This window comes from Anatilimnocola aggregata (genome assembly GCF_007747655.1).
GTDB classification, from domain to species: Bacteria; Planctomycetota; Planctomycetia; order Pirellulales; family Pirellulaceae; genus Anatilimnocola; species Anatilimnocola aggregata.
The window spans coordinates 1,914,567-1,928,332 of the sequence record NZ_CP036274.1 but is presented as its reverse complement, the minus strand read 5'-3'; the positions used below and the strand labels follow the sequence as shown (position 1 = coordinate 1,928,332).

Sequence of the window (13,766 nt, the reverse complement as noted above, 5' to 3'; positions counted from 1 at the left end):
CGATCGGGTGCCGAATCCGTTAGAATGCCCACGTTTTCGCGACTTCTCTCCTTCCGCTATCAAGATCGAATCAAGCATGGATTCTTTCCTTCTTCTGCCGCGCAGCACCAATCAGGCGCGGGGCATCGGTCAGTACGCCATCGACTTTTTGGCCAGCCGGTGGGGCGAACCGACCGACGAAGTGCTGACTCGCGTCGAGCAGTTCCACACCGATAGCATCGCCTGCGGAGTGGCTGCCTTGGCCTGTGGCGCACCGGCACCGCGAATCCTGCGCGATGAAGCTCTCAGCTATCTAACGCCCCAAGGTGTCCCCTTGATCGGCTCCACAGCGCTCGTCCAGCCTGAGAAGGCAGTCCTCGCCAACAGTGCCGCCGTGCGCGAACTCGACTCCAACGGCACGAACTTCGGCTACAACCCGCGCACCGGTTACACGCGCGGCGAGTTCGGCCACAACGACTTCTATCCCGTGGCGATTGCTGCCGCCCAATTGGCAGGACTTGACGGTCGGCAAACATTGTGGGCCATGCTCTGCCTGGACGAAATCCGCGGCCGGTTGGCCGAATGCTATGGACTCAAGGATCACAAGATCGACCACGTGTTGCACGGCGGCATCGCCTCGGCAGCCGTTTATGGTGCGGTCCTCGGCGCGACGTCCGAGCAGATTGAATCGGCCATCGGCATGGTCGTGGCGCACTATGTTCCCTTCCGCGCGATTCGCCACGGCCATCAACTGTCCGATAGCAAAGGCGCATCCGCCGCAATCACGGCCGAAGTGGCTGTCACCTCGATGCGACGTGCCATGCGCGGCTTCGTCGGACCAGCCGATATCCTTCGCAACCCGCAAGCTGTTTTCTGCCTGTTCGAGCCGACCAAGAAGGACGAAAGTCCCTTCGACTTGGAACTGGGAACCGCCGGTAGTGACTTCGCGATCATGGGCATGCACTTCAAGCTCGGCTTGTACGAGCATCAATCGGCTGGGGCGATCGGGGGACTGATCGCACTCCTCGCGCAACATCCGCAGCTTTGTACGGAGTGGCAGCGACTCGAGCGAATTCGAATCACCATTTACGAACCGGCCTTCAGCATTATTGGCGATCCGCACAAGCGCGATCCGCGCACGCGGCAAAGCGCCGACCACTCGATGGTCTACATCGTCGCGACGCTGCTGCGCAAGGCGATTGAACGAGCAACTCACGTCGCCTCGCCCGCGCGGCCGCACGATGAAATCACCCTCTGGCAAGACCTGATGCTCCTGCCCGCAGATTATGACGACGCGGCGCTCGTTCATCCGATTACCCGCGAACTGATGCAGCGGATCGAGTTCGTGCATGGCGGCAGCGAATACGACCAGCGCTATCCCGACGGCATTCCCACCACGATTGAACTTGTTCACGCGCAGCAAGGTTCACTCGGCAGCGGATTGGTGATGTATCCACAGGGGCACGCTCGTTGCGAGCGGACGCACCTGGCCGCGCTCCTAGCCAACAAGTTCGAACGCCTCACTGAGAATGCCGTTGCCGATGGGAAGGGGCTCTACTCGCGCTTGAGTAATCTCCTCGAGAAGACCCCCGAGCAGATTCGGATGCTCTACGATTTCCAGTTGGCAACAGTGCCGTAAGCAGGTCGATACTGCGCGAAAAACCGCTGATTGGCTGACTAGGCCGTTTCGAGCTCCTGCCCGATTTGCAGCACTTCTTCGGCATCGAGAGCGAAATTGTTGGCAGTGAACAGCTTTTGCAGCGCAGCGCGGTGGATCTTCATTTTGGTGCCGCCAACGCCCAGTGCGCCGTAACAAATCTGCCCGCCTCGTTCCTTAGCTTTATCGCCCGCTTCGATACCCGCGATGCCCACCGGAGGAACGGCGTTCAGATCGATGGCGACCTGCAAAGCACCAGCGGTGGCGCGAACCTCCGCGGGAAGGAGTTCGATTCCTGCCGCGCCGGCGGCAATGACCAACTGCGAACCTTCCAGCGCCTCGGCTATTTCGGTCGCATTGGCGGTTTGCAGTGCCGCTAACTTGGCTGTTGGTAAGCGCTCCTGCAAAGTCTTGACAGCCTCTTCAGCTCGTTCGAGCGAGCGAGAGCCGAGCTTAACCGTGGCTCCTAGTCCCGCCAACAGGCGCGCCACGCGTTGCCCCACAGGCCCAGTGGCGGCCAGGACCGTCGCCGTTGTTTCACTCAATTTCAAATGCCGACTGGCTGCGATCACGGCGGCAGCAGCGGTGGTGTTCGCGCCGTTGGCATCCAGCAACACCGAGACTCGCATCGGTCCGAAAAAGCACTTCTTCACGTGCCGCAGCAGTTCTTCACCTTGCGACACATTGCTGCCGCCAATGAAGATGGCCGTTTGGTGCAGGTCTTGCGGCCCGCGCGTGAACATTGCTCCGTGGACCAAATCGCGTACTTGCGCCGGCTCGATCGAACCATATTGCAGCAAGTGATCGATGCCAGAATCGACGGCTACGACCGCGTCGAATACGCTCGCGTGCGCGTCGCTATCGAACTGAATGAGAATCTTGGGCTTGGACATAAAAAATGGGAGGGCGAGGCTCCTGCCGAGCCGGCGGTTGTCGTCGCGCTAACGGCTCGGCAGGAGCCTCGCCCTCCCGAAAATTCAATGAAAGCTGGCCAAGTCCGACTTAGAAGCCGCGGAAGGGGTGAGCGGCCTGTTCCTTGCCGGCGAGCATTTCGTCGACGCTGGGCTTGCTGCCCATCGCGTTGGCAATGGCGAGCATGGTGGCGTCGTAGTTGTACTGATAGATCTTCTTGTCGTCGTTGGCAGCGGGGTGAATGAACACGCCGCACACGATCACGAGGTCTTCAGCTTTACCCTTGGGAATGACGCCACTACCCACCGAGTCGGCCACGGCCTTGGCAACAGCGGCTTGCGCGGGGCCGAACATCTGCACGGCTTGCTTCATGCCCTTGATGGTCACCTTGGTGATCATCACAGTGGCCGGCTTAACGGCCAGGTTGGGTGTGAGCACGGCGAGCAGGTTGTTGTGGCCGGCGCTTTGGGTAGCCAAGGCATTGGCGAAGGCGTTGCCAACCGGGCCATCCTTGCTGCCGATGAGCAAATCAATGTGAGCGATCTCGTTACCATCTCCCGACAGACCTTCGCCAATGAACATCGACATGAATACTTCTCCCGTTTGGTGCGAAATGCGGTGAGGCGCAAAATGCGAGGTTCGCAATTGCGTCTTTGAATGATGCGTGTGCCCGCAGAACCGCAGAAATTACCAAACCAGCGGCCATTTGCAACCACCCGCAGTCCCCGCAAGCTCGCGCCGAGCCCCCTTAAAGAGTCGAAAACCTAAGACTCGACAGTTCGTTCGGATTTCGTAAGGATTGAAGGAAGAACATTCAACGGTGTTCTTTACCACTGACCTCTCCAAACGCAATCCTTCCAAGGAGTAATGCATGTTGGAGAAGTCTCGGTCTCTTGGATCGCGTCGCCGGCCTGGGCGATTTCGACATTCTGGACCCGATCTCTACGGGTTGTTCCCCCTGCGACCTGATCGCAGGCGAGGCGGGTTTACCCTCGTCGAACTGCTGGTCGTAATCGCGATCATCGGCGTGCTAGTTGCCTTGCTGCTGCCCGCAGTTCAAGCTGCCCGAGAAGCGGCTCGCCGGTCGTCGTGCACGAACAACCTCAAGCAAACCGTGCTGGCCTTGCACAATTATCACGATACCTTCGAGCGTTTCGCGCCCGGCGGAATCTCGTACGGTTGGTGTCGCAATCCGGTCTCGCCCACCGTCCACAACCTCAATGGCCTGTTGTTGCTGCTGCCGTTCGTCGAGCAGACAGCGCTGCACAACAAGTTCGATATGAGTGCCAGCGCTGCCAACATTACCTATGGCAATACGACTCCGTCGACGAATGCCATGCTGGCCGGCGATGCCATCGCCAGCGGAAACGCCGCAGTTGTCTCGCAGCGAGTGAAAATCTTCAATTGTCCCAGCGACAGCGGCGATCCCTGGCTGGCCGTGGGTGCCTATTACGGTATCGCCTCGACCGGCACGACGCTGAAAGGGGCTAAGACTAACTATGACTTTTCCTCCGGCCAAAGCTACGACTGCAATTACTGGCTCAACAATGCGAGCAACAGTGCGCGGAGATTATTCGGCGAAAATAGCAACTCGCGCATTGCCGATGTCATTGATGGCACGAGCAATACCGCCGCCATCGTCGAAACGACCCTCAACGTTTACAACGGTCGGTGCCCAGCGTGGGGCTATCGCGGCTGGGTCATGACCGGTGTCGACATCGGTGCCCCGCGCGGCATCAACAACTGGAACTACTCTACGATTCCACCGAAAATCGGTCGCAATGGCAGTTGGGGCGAACCGGGGAGCCTGCATCCCGGTGGTGTGATGGTTGGCCTGGCCGACGGTGCCGTCATTTTCGTTGCTGAAAACACCAGTTCGACCGTGCGCGTCGCACTGGCCGCCATGGGCGATGGAGAGGTGGTGTCGCTGCCATGAGAAACCTACTCATTCCTTTGGTGCTGTGTGTGACGTTCGCGGGCTGCGGTGCGCAGGGGCCCGCGACCATTCCCGTTTCGGGAGTTGTCACGTTCGATGGTAAACCGCTCTCAGGTGCCATGATCACTTTCGTGCCGCAAGGCGATACCAGCGGCCGAGGTGGCCTGGCGCAGACCGACGACGAGGGGAAGTTCGTTGCCCGCACGCAAGACGGCAAGACCATTGAAGGCATCGCGGGCCTCGTGCCGGGCCAATACAAAGTGCTCGTCAACAAGCTGGTCAAACCCGACGGTACTCTGTTTGTGCCGACGGAGGAGCAAGCGCCCATCGATGCGAACGCCCGAGAAGTGATCCCGCTTCCTTACAGCGATTTCGAACGGACAACGTTGACGGCGGAGGTGAACGAAGCGGTTCAGCCTCTCACGTTCGAACTTCGATCGAGACGTTCGTAGGCAACCGACATTCGGTGGCCAAGAACGACCAACCAGTTCTCAAACGTAGCTGAACTCATCTCCGTTCAAGCACGTTTGAGGACTGATTTTGGCGATTTCGATTGCCAGCGGCGATTTTATTCTCCATGCTCAGCTTTCCTTTCTCGCCTCTCCTTCGAACAAGACCTGCCCAGGAGTGATGCGTTATGCCGGGAATTCGTTCTGCTGCTGCGTTTCGAGCTTACCGCCGCGGCTTCACGCTCGTCGAACTGCTGGTTGTGATCGCCATTATCGGCGTCCTCGTGGCGTTGCTCTTGCCGGCAGTTCAAGCCGCGCGCGAATCGGCTCGCCGGGCCAGTTGCACCAACAACATCAAGCAGACGCTGATCGGCCTGCACAACTATCACGATGCGCACCAGCGGTTTCCCTCGGGGGGCATCGCGTATGGTTGGTGCCGCTACCCGGGAGCACCCAACAACTGGGGCCCTAAGAGTGTGCACAATCTCAACGGCCTGGTTCTGCTGTTGCCCTTTCTCGAACAGATTGCTCATTACAACAAGTACGACATGAAGGCCAGCGCGGCGAACATCACCGTAGGGAACGATGGCTGTTGCTCACCGACAGCCACCGTCGGCACGCTCGCCGGCGATGCGGTCGCCAGCGGCAATGCGAAAATCGTTTCGCAGCGGCTGAAGATTTTCAACTGCCCCAGCGATAGCGGCGATCCTTGGCTGCCGCCCAGCAGCTATTACGGCATTTCGACCGACCCGCTCTACAAAGGAGCCAAGACCAACTACGACTTTAGCGCGATTAATAACTACGACTGCGATCAATGGAATCGAAGTGCGAATACATCGACGCGGCGCTTGTTCGGCGAGAATAGCAATTCGCGCATTGCCGACATCACCGACGGAACCAGTTCGACCGCAGCCATCGTGGAATCCACTTTTGATGTCTACAACGGTCGCTGCAGCGCCTGGGGCTTTCGCGGCTGGGTCATGACGGGCAACGACATCGGCAGCACCCGTGGCATCAACAATTGGACTTATGTCGGCGCTACGCCACCGATCATTCCCAAGACCGGGCGCTTGGGCAGTTGGGGTTCGCCGGGAAGTTTGCATCCCGGCGGTTGCATGATTGGACTGGCCGACGGGGCAGTGATCTTCATCGCTGAAACAACCGACCAAACGGTTCGTGATCGCATCGCGATGATTGCCGATGGAAATCCGGTGAGCCTGCCATGATTCGCACGTCGATCGTGACCCTTGCTCTGTCGTTCGTTGCCGGCTGTGCGCCCACGGGCCCTGCCGCAATTCCGGTTACAGGGGTCGTGACTTTAGACGGCCAGCCTTGTGCAAGCGCGGTCGTCAACTTGGTTGCTCATGGAGAAACAACAGGCAACGGCGGCTGGGGAAGGACGGACGAACAGGGGAAGTTTGTGATTCACCTGAACGATGGCCGTTCGGAACAAGGCCCGCCTGGATTGCCGGCCGGACAGTACAAAGTCCTCATCAGCAAACTGGTCACTCCCGACGGCCAGCCCTTTATTCCCACCGAAGATGTTGCCCCGATCGACTCCAATGCCAAAGAACTGTTGCCGCCGATCTATAGCGACTTTCAACAAACGACACTCACTGCCGACGTCGTCGCTCCCAAGTCAGAATTGGTCTTCGAACTCAAATCGGCTCGACGTTGAGATCGTTGCCGAATTGCTTCTCCCCCGCACGCAGCCTATGCTGCTCGCTGACAGGCAAACTCTGCTCGAAACTTACAGGTGAGCATTATGAAGAAGTATCGCGTCGCGGTCATTGGGCACACAGGCAAGGGGAACTATGGTCACGGTGTCGATACCGTGTGGCTCAAGATTCCTTCGTGCGAAATCGTCGCAGTCGCCGACGCCGACGAAGCTGGCCGGGCAGCTGTAGTCAATCGGTTGAAGGCTCCCAAGGGATACGCCGACTATCGCCAGATGCTCGACGAAGCCAAGGCCGATATCGTGGCCATCGGTCCCCGCTGGCTCGATCAACATCGCGAGATGTGCCTCGCCGCTGCTGCCCACGGCGCGCACATCTACATGGAGAAGCCCTTCTGCCGTTCGCCCGCCGAAGCTGACGAAATCATCAAGGCTTGCGAAAAGGCTGATATCAAACTCGCGCTCGCTCATCAAACGCGTTACAGCCCCAAGTTGCAGGGCATTCGCGAATTGATCGACGATGGCAAGATCGGCACCATCCTCGAGTTCCGCGGCCGAGGCAAAGAAGACAAACGGGGCGGTGGTGAAGACCTGTGGGTGCTTGGCAGCCACATCATGAATTTGATTCACCACTTCGGCGGCGAGCCCAACTGGTGCTTCGCTCGTGTCGAAGAAGGTGGCCAACCGATTGGCAAGGAACACATCAAGCCCGGCAACGAAGGCATTGGCCCGTTGGCTGGCGACACCATCTCTGCCATGTATGGGCTCGATGGGGGCGCGACTGCCTACTTCGGCAGCAAGCGTGAAACTATGGGCAATCGGTTTGGCCTGCAGATTTTCGGCAGCAAGGGGATCATCGAAATCCTCACCGGTCATTTGCCCAGCGCGCAATTTCTGCCCGATCCAGCCTGGTCGCCCGGCCGTAGCAAGGCTGTCTGGCAACCCATTTCGTCGACGGGTCTCGAGCCTGAAACGATGAAAGACGGCGGACTCGATGCCGGCAATGTCCTCGCTGTTCAGGATTTGATTGAAGCCATCGAGAACGATCGCCAGCCCGAGTGCAGCATGTACGAAGGGCGAACCACGATCGAAATGATCTGCGCCGTCTTCGAATCGCATCGCACCGGTGGCCCGGTGAAAATGCCCCTTGCCACCCGCGTGAATCCGCTGTCGCTGGTCTAATTCGTAGTGTGGGCCTTAGCCCACGCGTCAAAGAACTGAATTCTCTGCCAGAAAACTCAACCCAGCCCGCAAAGTTTGACGATAAAGGGGGTGCCTGCGAAAGTCGTGGTACGCTAGCGGATGGTGAAAACCCTCACCATGCTGCGAAATCGGCGGGAAAGATGGTGAACCACGGGGCTTTTGTGAGCGTAGGTCAGAAGGCGTAAACTTCTGACCTTTACCCGTTCGTCAGAATGCGGCACAATCCGCCAATCTGCCGGACCCAGCGATTCGGGGCTGGTCCCCCTCAAGCCCGAACCCAGGCGTGATGGATCGTGCGGTGAACCAAGAGGGTCGCCAGCGAACATCACCGGTCAGGATGACCAAACAAGCAAGGAGTGCTGAGCGTGAAAGTCTGCCTTCCCGCCACCATTGTGGCAGGCGTCGTATTGTGTGCCCAAGTTGCTATGGCCCAAGTGGGTGCTCCCGGAGCCGCTCCGGCTGCACGTCCACCAGTAGCCCCCGCGGCTGCTCCAGCTGGGCCGCGAACCACACCCACCATCGTCGTCATCGATATTGCGAAGGTCTTCAAAGGCCACAATCGCTTTAATCAATCGATGGGCGACATCAAGAAGGACATCGAAGACTTCGATACCTTCGTGAAGGGTGAAACCACCAAACTCAAAGCGATGGGCGAAGCCCTCCAGCAATACAAAGCTGGCTCGCTGGAATACAAGCAGCGCGAAGAAGAGGCCGCTCGGGCCACTTCCGATCTGCAAGTCAAGGTCGGCCTGAAGAAGAAGGAGCTCCTCGAACAGGAAGCTCGCGTCTACTTCCAGGTCTACCGAGAACTGGAGCAGAGCGTTGCCAACTTCTCAAACGTCAACGGCATCCACATGGTCTTACGCTTCAACAGCGACGAGATGAAGGAAGATGACCGCAACTCGGTGCTGCAAGGTGTGAATCGTGCTGTGGTGTATTACAATCCCACGCTCGATGTCACCGCGCACATCCTGGCGGACCTGAATCGCTTCTCGCCACCGGCTCCTACGCCGAACCCGAACGGGCAGATTCCGTCGGCGAATCGGCCGCAGATCCCTCCGGTTGGCCCTCGCCGCTAAGCCAGTTGCCGATCGTAACGTGATATCTGCCGGCCCGAGATTCGTTCTCTCGCGGTCGGCCTGATTGTGAGCACCCGCTCACTTCGCCTCCTCACCTTGAGCCGATGCTTCTTTGATGGCCCAGCTGCGTAAACAACAGACGTTGGCCCAAGTGGCCGAATTCTCCGGTTTTGGTTACTGGAGCGGTAAGGACGTTCGCGTCGAACTCCGCCCTGCTCCGGTCGATAGCGGCCTGCAGTTCGTCCGCAGCGATATCGCACCGCACGTGCGCATTGCTGCCGATGCCCGCAACCGCCTCGAAGCACCACGCCGCACCACCCTCGCCACGGGCACTGCCCAGGTCGAGATGGTCGAACATATCCTGGCCGCGCTCTATGGCCTGCAGATCGACAACTGCGAGGTCTGGGTCGATCAGGCCGAAATGCCTGGCGGCGACGGCTCTAGCCTGGCAATCGTAGAGGCGATCGAAGCTGCGGGAATCGCCCAGCAAGAGGCTCCGGCGAAACGCCTAGTGATCTCGGAAGTGGTCCGCGTCGGCGACGATGAAAGTTGGGTCGAAGCCCGGCCTCACAAGCATGGCGGACTGTCGGTTCGCTATCGACTCGACTACGGTCCCGAGTGCCCCATCGGTCGCGAGACGATCGACCTTAAGGTCACACCCAAATCATTCCGCAATGAGCTCGCTTCAGCCCGCACCTTCCTGCTCGAAGAAGAGGCCGATTGGCTTCGCTCGCGCGGCCTGGGCACGCGAGTCACGAATCAAGACCTGCTCGTCTTTGGCAAGACGGGGCTGATCGACAACACCCTCCGCTTCGAAAATGAATGCGTCCGTCACAAAGCGCTCGACCTGGTCGGCGATCTCGCCCTGGCCGGTTGCGAACTGGTCGGCCACGTCATCGCTCACCGCAGTGGCCATCGCCTGAACGCCGAACTCGTCCGCACCATCCTCCAGGAAGGTCGTGTCGAAGGAGGCTTGCGTCGCACTGGCTAATTAGGTAGCCCGAAGCGTCAGCGAGGGGAAATCGAAAACCACCGTTCACTGCACACGAACCCGAAATCAGAATAGCTCCCTCGCTTACGCGTCGGGCTACTTAGGACAACTTCATCTCCTCTCCCCACAAAACCTTTTTCCGAGTCTTGAGCTCCTAGTTCCCAGCTCGCAACACTGCCATGCCCACCAACATCCATCCGACCGCGGTCATCGATCCGCGGGCTGAAATCCACGATGACGTGGAGGTGGGCCCTCATTGCATTGTTGGTCCGCTAGTGACCATTGGCAGCGGCACGCAGCTCATCGCGAACGTCACCGTCATGGGACGCGTTACGCTCGGTCAGCGGAATCGCGTTTTCCCTGCGGCTGTGTTGGGTGGCGATCCTCAAGACGTGAGTTATCGCGGCACCGATACGCAGGTAATCATCGGCGACGATAACATCATTCGCGAAGGGGCCACCATCAATCGCGGCAGCGAAAAAGAAGATGGCACCACTTCGCTCGGCAGCGGCTGCTTCATCATGGCCGGTAGCCACATCGCGCACGATTGCAAAGTCGGCAATCGCGTCATCATGGCCAACGCCACGCTGCTCGGCGGTCACGTTCACGTCCACGACGATGCCACAATCTCCGGCGGCGTCGCCGTTCATCATTTTTCCACGATTGGCAGCTTCAGCTTCACTGGCGGACTCAGCCGCGTGCTGCACGATGTGCCTCCCTACATGCTGGCCGAAGGAAATCCTTCGCGGCCGCGCTGCATCAACCTGGTGGCGCTCAAACGAAACAATTTCTCGGCCGATTCGATTCGCGCCCTGGCTGAAGCCCATCGCCTGATCTTTCGGGCCCGCGTGGGCATCGATCACGCCCGCGAAATTCTGCGTTCCAGTGAACTATTGATGCCAGCCGTCAATCACTTGCTCAGCTTTCTGCAAAATCAATACGAGGGCCGGCACGGTCGCGGACGCGATCGCCGGCGAGCAGCATGAACAAGAATTCGCCCGAACCGCTTCGCCTTGCTGTGATCGGAGCTGGTCATTTGGGGCGAATTCATGCCCGGCTGGCCAAGCAGCTTCCACACACTCAACTCGTGGCAGTTGTCGATCCGGTCGAAGCCTCGCGAACAGCCGTTGCCACCGAGTTGCAAGTTCCCACGCACGCCGACTATCATCCGCTCCTCGCGCAGTTTGATGCGGCAATCGTTGCCACGCCGACTCAATTTCACCATGCCGTGGTGATGGAACTGCTCGAACGCGGGAAACATGTCCTGGTCGAAAAGCCGATCGCCAGCACTTCGGCCGAAGCAGAAGAAATGGTATCAGCCGCTGATGAGCGTGATCTGGTGCTGCAAGTCGGTCACGTCGAGCGCTTCAATCCGGCTTGGGTTCGCATCCGGCCTCATTTGACCGATGCCACCTTCATCGCCGCGCGCCGACTGGCTCCGTATACCTGTCGTTCGACCGACGTTGGCGTTGTGCTCGACCTGATGATTCACGACCTCGATCTCGTCCTGAGCCTGGTGCCCGAAGAAGTGACGCAGGTTCAAGCCTGCGGCGCGGCGGTCATTGGCCCACACGAAGATTGGGCCGAAGCTCGACTTTCCTTCTCGAATGGCTGCGTAGCGCAATTGAGTGCCTCGCGCGTGAGTCCCGTCGTCGTTCGTTCGCTTGAGATCAGTAATGGCCAAAGTTTCGCGGCGATCGATTTCGGTAGCAAGACTGCCCGCACTCTCGAACCTTCCCTGACAATTCGACAGGGGCAGATCGATATCGCGCGGCTGAGCCCAACCGAACGAGTCGAATTGAAAGATCAGTTCTTCGACAAACATCTGCACAAAGAAGATCTGGCCGTCACCGACCACAATGCAATTCTCGAAGAGCAAAAAGACTTCGTGCAGGCGGTGAAGCAACATTCACAGCCGCAAGTGACCGGCATCGACGGCTGGCGAGCACTCGAGACGGCCGAACGGATTGTCGCCGCCATTGCCGCGAGCCAGCGCGAACGTTCGCGCAGTTCCAGCCAGCATGCCCTGCGCGGACCTCACTGGTCACACGCGGCAAAACTAGCTGCTGCCCGCCGCAAGGCTGGCTAAGCTATTCCTGCTCCGGCCCGTACACGAAAAGATACTTAATGCCGCACGCGCTGCAGCGCACGTCGCCGCTGGCTTCAGCCTCCGGTTGATTAACAAAGCGTTCGCCGCAGCGGCAACAAGAGCCCGAGATGAGCGGGCTACGGGGGGCAAAATCCGGGGGCAACTCGCCGCTGATTTGCAGAATCTGCTGGGCACCCCACAATTTGCGGTGCTTCAATCGCACATAGTCGACCAGGGGAAACGACTGTGCGACCAGTTCATCGTTTTCGGCCCACCACTCCGACCAAGGCTGCACGCTCAGTGGCTCGGCAATCGCCTGCCGAAAATAAATCAAACACGCTTCCCGATCTTCCACGCGACTAGCTCCTGAAGGTCATCTGCACCAACTCGTGCTCGTGCCTTCATTCTAGCGGAGTGATTAATGGTCGTGCGAATGCGAATGCCCGGCACCTTCTGCCGGTTCGCGGGTGCGACCTAGCTGGGCCTGTTCGAACTTCAGGCAGGCCCGTTCCGCTGCTTCCCATTCGCCCCCCTCCGCCTGCGCGATGAGCACCTCGAAATGGTCTCGCTCGACCGCGGTCATTTTCCCCTCCGTATGTCGCTGGTCGACGGCCCGCTTCACCCCCGCCAGCCATTCGGGATTGCGCGCCGAACAGGCAGTTCGCAGCGAGGAAATCAGTGGCAAATGATCGTACTGGACAGCTGGCGGACGAGCACAACCGGCAACCAGCGACAGAATGCAGCAGAGCACTACAAAACCAGGCAGGTACTTCATGGGCGCTTAAAAATCTTGCAAAACTTCGCCACCGGCACGGCTCGATAGCCCCGCCCAAGTGGGTTGATGAACGAACTGAGAAATGAACCGCACACTCCCATCGCCAAGTGCCACGTTGCACCCCGTGGGATGCTCGGCATACATCTGACAGACGTGACAGAGCGGGCTATTCGGCGGATGAATGGGAGCAAAGCCCGTCACGGGATCGATCTCGCCCGAGGCTGGGCCGCTATGCACGTTGACGAGTGTTGTCGCCAGATCGCATTCAGTGATGGGAAATTTATCGGGTCGATTGGCGCACACCGCCGCGCCCGGCACCACGCCGACCCAGGTCTTGCTGCTGAGCAGGCTGCTGTGCTCACCCAAAAAGACGGTGTTCGAAAGCCCGTCGGTCACATCCGCGGCCCGCGTAGGCGAGTTGCGATAGAGCGGGCCATCGGCGACCGACGTCCAATCTTCCAGAGTAAACCCCCAGGGCTCTTCCATGCCGACGCTCGCGACAAAATCGGAGCGGCCAAACTTCGCCAACGTCGTTCCCGAAGAACTCTTCACGTTAAACGCATCCGGATTGCCGGTGGCCGAGGGGCAGTAAAAGACTTTGAGCTTGGTCTGGGCTGTCGCGGCGTTCGCGGTACTCCAGCAAGGCTGGTTGAAATCGAACTTATCGTGTACCGCCTGTTGCTCGACGAACGGCAGCAATAGCGCGCCCCAGGCAAAGCCCGAAGGGCCATCGAAAGTCTGCGGGTCGCGCGAGGCGTGTTTGGTGTTGGCGATGTACGACGGCGGAAAGCAGTTATAGGCGGAATGATAATTCTGCAGTCCCAGCGCCAGCTGACGGAGATTGTTGCTGCACTGCGACCGGCGTCCCGCTTCGCGCGCCTGCTGCACGGCTGGCAACAACAGGGCCATGAGCATGCCGATCATGGCAATCACCACGAGCAACTCAACCAGTGTGAAGGCAGGCCGTTGAGCCCGCCAGCTTATTGGAGCAGCCATATAGTACATTTCCAGCAGCAGCAAA

Annotated in this window: 15 protein-coding genes; 10 read left to right on the top strand and 5 right to left on the bottom strand. The window is 59.2% G+C overall.

All coding sequences use genetic code 11. From position 1 onward, the window contains the following. The first annotated feature begins 76 nt into the window (after nt 1-76). A complete protein-coding gene (locus ETAA8_RS07545) occupies nt 77-1,618 on the top strand; it encodes an MmgE/PrpD family protein (protein ID WP_145087118.1) in 1,542 nt (513 codons plus the stop codon). Nucleotides 1,619-1,656: 38 nt separating this feature from the next. On the opposite strand, the gene ETAA8_RS07540 is transcribed toward ETAA8_RS07545, so the two are convergent. Next, a complete protein-coding gene (locus ETAA8_RS07540; protein ID WP_145087115.1) occupies nt 1,657-2,529 on the bottom strand; it encodes an NAD(P)-dependent methylenetetrahydromethanopterin dehydrogenase in 873 nt (290 codons plus the stop codon). Nucleotides 2,530-2,638: 109 nt separating this feature from the next. After that, nucleotides 2,639-3,136 (bottom strand): formaldehyde-activating enzyme, encoded by a 498-nt coding sequence (gene fae / locus ETAA8_RS07535; protein WP_145087112.1) that lies wholly within the window; start codon nt 3,134-3,136, stop codon nt 2,639-2,641. A gap of 283 nt (nt 3,137-3,419) precedes the next feature. On the opposite strand from fae, the gene ETAA8_RS07530 reads away from it, so the two are divergent. From ETAA8_RS07530 to ETAA8_RS07490, 9 genes are all read left to right on the top strand, one after another. Further along, complete coding sequence (locus tag ETAA8_RS07530; protein ID WP_145087109.1) at nt 3,420-4,484, top strand: DUF1559 domain-containing protein; 1,065 nt, start codon at nt 3,420-3,422, stop codon at nt 4,482-4,484. Next, nucleotides 4,481-4,936, top strand: coding sequence for a DUF4198 domain-containing protein (locus tag ETAA8_RS07525; protein WP_145087106.1), 456 nt, complete (start codon nt 4,481-4,483; stop codon nt 4,934-4,936). Before ETAA8_RS07530 ends, ETAA8_RS07525 begins: the two co-directional genes overlap by 4 nt. 185 nt (nt 4,937-5,121) lie before the next feature. After that, a complete protein-coding gene (locus ETAA8_RS07520) occupies nt 5,122-6,159 on the top strand; it encodes a DUF1559 domain-containing protein (RefSeq protein WP_145087103.1) in 1,038 nt (345 codons plus the stop codon). Further along, nucleotides 6,156-6,611 (top strand): peptidase associated/transthyretin-like domain-containing protein, encoded by a 456-nt coding sequence (locus ETAA8_RS07515; protein WP_145087100.1) that lies wholly within the window; start codon nt 6,156-6,158, stop codon nt 6,609-6,611. The genes ETAA8_RS07520 and ETAA8_RS07515 overlap by 4 nt, the downstream gene beginning before the upstream one ends. 87 nt (nt 6,612-6,698) lie before the next feature. Continuing rightward, complete coding sequence (locus ETAA8_RS07510; RefSeq protein WP_238397703.1) at nt 6,699-7,790, top strand: Gfo/Idh/MocA family protein; 1,092 nt, start codon at nt 6,699-6,701, stop codon at nt 7,788-7,790. A gap of 386 nt (nt 7,791-8,176) precedes the next feature. Then, a complete protein-coding gene (locus ETAA8_RS07505; protein ID WP_145087097.1) occupies nt 8,177-8,890 on the top strand; it encodes an OmpH family outer membrane protein in 714 nt (237 codons plus the stop codon). A gap of 115 nt (nt 8,891-9,005) precedes the next feature. Next, the gene (lpxC, locus tag ETAA8_RS07500) at nt 9,006-9,881 is read left to right on the top strand and encodes a UDP-3-O-acyl-N-acetylglucosamine deacetylase (RefSeq protein ID WP_145087094.1); all 876 of its coding nucleotides are present in this window, start codon (nt 9,006-9,008) and stop codon (nt 9,879-9,881) included. Between the two features lie 179 nt (nt 9,882-10,060). After that, nucleotides 10,061-10,867, top strand: a complete 807-nt coding sequence (lpxA, locus tag ETAA8_RS07495; protein WP_145087091.1) for an acyl-ACP--UDP-N-acetylglucosamine O-acyltransferase — start codon at nt 10,061-10,063, stop codon at nt 10,865-10,867. Next, entirely contained in the window at nt 10,864-11,970 is a 1,107-nt protein-coding gene (locus tag ETAA8_RS07490) for a Gfo/Idh/MocA family oxidoreductase (RefSeq protein WP_145087088.1), read from the top strand. The genes lpxA and ETAA8_RS07490 overlap by 4 nt, the downstream gene beginning before the upstream one ends. 1 nt (nt 11,971) lies before the next feature. Here the strand turns inward: ETAA8_RS07490 and ETAA8_RS07485 are convergent, their stop codons facing one another. The 3 genes from ETAA8_RS07485 to ETAA8_RS07475 all read right to left on the bottom strand — a co-directional run bounded on the left by ETAA8_RS07485 (nt 11,972) and on the right by ETAA8_RS07475 (nt 13,741). Then, a complete protein-coding gene (locus tag ETAA8_RS07485; protein ID WP_145087085.1) occupies nt 11,972-12,325 on the bottom strand; it encodes a hypothetical protein in 354 nt (117 codons plus the stop codon). A 63-nt stretch (nt 12,326-12,388) separates the two neighbouring features. Then, complete coding sequence (locus ETAA8_RS07480) at nt 12,389-12,745, bottom strand: hypothetical protein (protein ID WP_145087082.1); 357 nt, start codon at nt 12,743-12,745, stop codon at nt 12,389-12,391. 6 nt (nt 12,746-12,751) lie between these two features. Further along, entirely contained in the window at nt 12,752-13,741 is a 990-nt protein-coding gene (locus tag ETAA8_RS07475; RefSeq protein WP_238397702.1) for a DUF1559 domain-containing protein, read from the bottom strand. Nucleotides 13,742-13,766: the final 25 nt, after the last annotated feature.

Bases quoted from the DNA above. Each gene is read 5' to 3' on its own strand.
- ETAA8_RS07480 (WP_145087082.1), bottom strand. From the start codon at position 12,745: ATGAAGTACCTGCCTGGTTTTGTAGTGCTCTGCTGCATTCTGTCGCTG.
- lpxC (WP_145087094.1), top strand. From the start codon at position 9,006: ATGGCCCAGCTGCGTAAACAACAGACGTTGGCCCAAGTGGCCGAATTC.
- ETAA8_RS07490 (WP_145087088.1), top strand. From the start codon at position 10,864: ATGAACAAGAATTCGCCCGAACCGCTTCGCCTTGCTGTGATCGGAGCT.
- lpxA (WP_145087091.1), top strand. From the start codon at position 10,061: ATGCCCACCAACATCCATCCGACCGCGGTCATCGATCCGCGGGCTGAA.
- fae (WP_145087112.1), bottom strand. From the start codon at position 3,136: ATGTCGATGTTCATTGGCGAAGGTCTGTCGGGAGATGGTAACGAGATC.
- ETAA8_RS07530 (WP_145087109.1), top strand. From the start codon at position 3,420: ATGTTGGAGAAGTCTCGGTCTCTTGGATCGCGTCGCCGGCCTGGGCGA.
- ETAA8_RS07545 (WP_145087118.1), top strand. From the start codon at position 77: ATGGATTCTTTCCTTCTTCTGCCGCGCAGCACCAATCAGGCGCGGGGC.
- ETAA8_RS07510 (WP_238397703.1), top strand. From the start codon at position 6,699: ATGAAGAAGTATCGCGTCGCGGTCATTGGGCACACAGGCAAGGGGAAC.
- ETAA8_RS07475 (WP_238397702.1), bottom strand. From the start codon at position 13,741: ATGGCTGCTCCAATAAGCTGGCGGGCTCAACGGCCTGCCTTCACACTG.
- ETAA8_RS07515 (WP_145087100.1), top strand. From the start codon at position 6,156: ATGATTCGCACGTCGATCGTGACCCTTGCTCTGTCGTTCGTTGCCGGC.
- ETAA8_RS07520 (WP_145087103.1), top strand. From the start codon at position 5,122: ATGCCGGGAATTCGTTCTGCTGCTGCGTTTCGAGCTTACCGCCGCGGC.
- ETAA8_RS07525 (WP_145087106.1), top strand. From the start codon at position 4,481: ATGAGAAACCTACTCATTCCTTTGGTGCTGTGTGTGACGTTCGCGGGC.
- ETAA8_RS07540 (WP_145087115.1), bottom strand. From the start codon at position 2,529: ATGTCCAAGCCCAAGATTCTCATTCAGTTCGATAGCGACGCGCACGCG.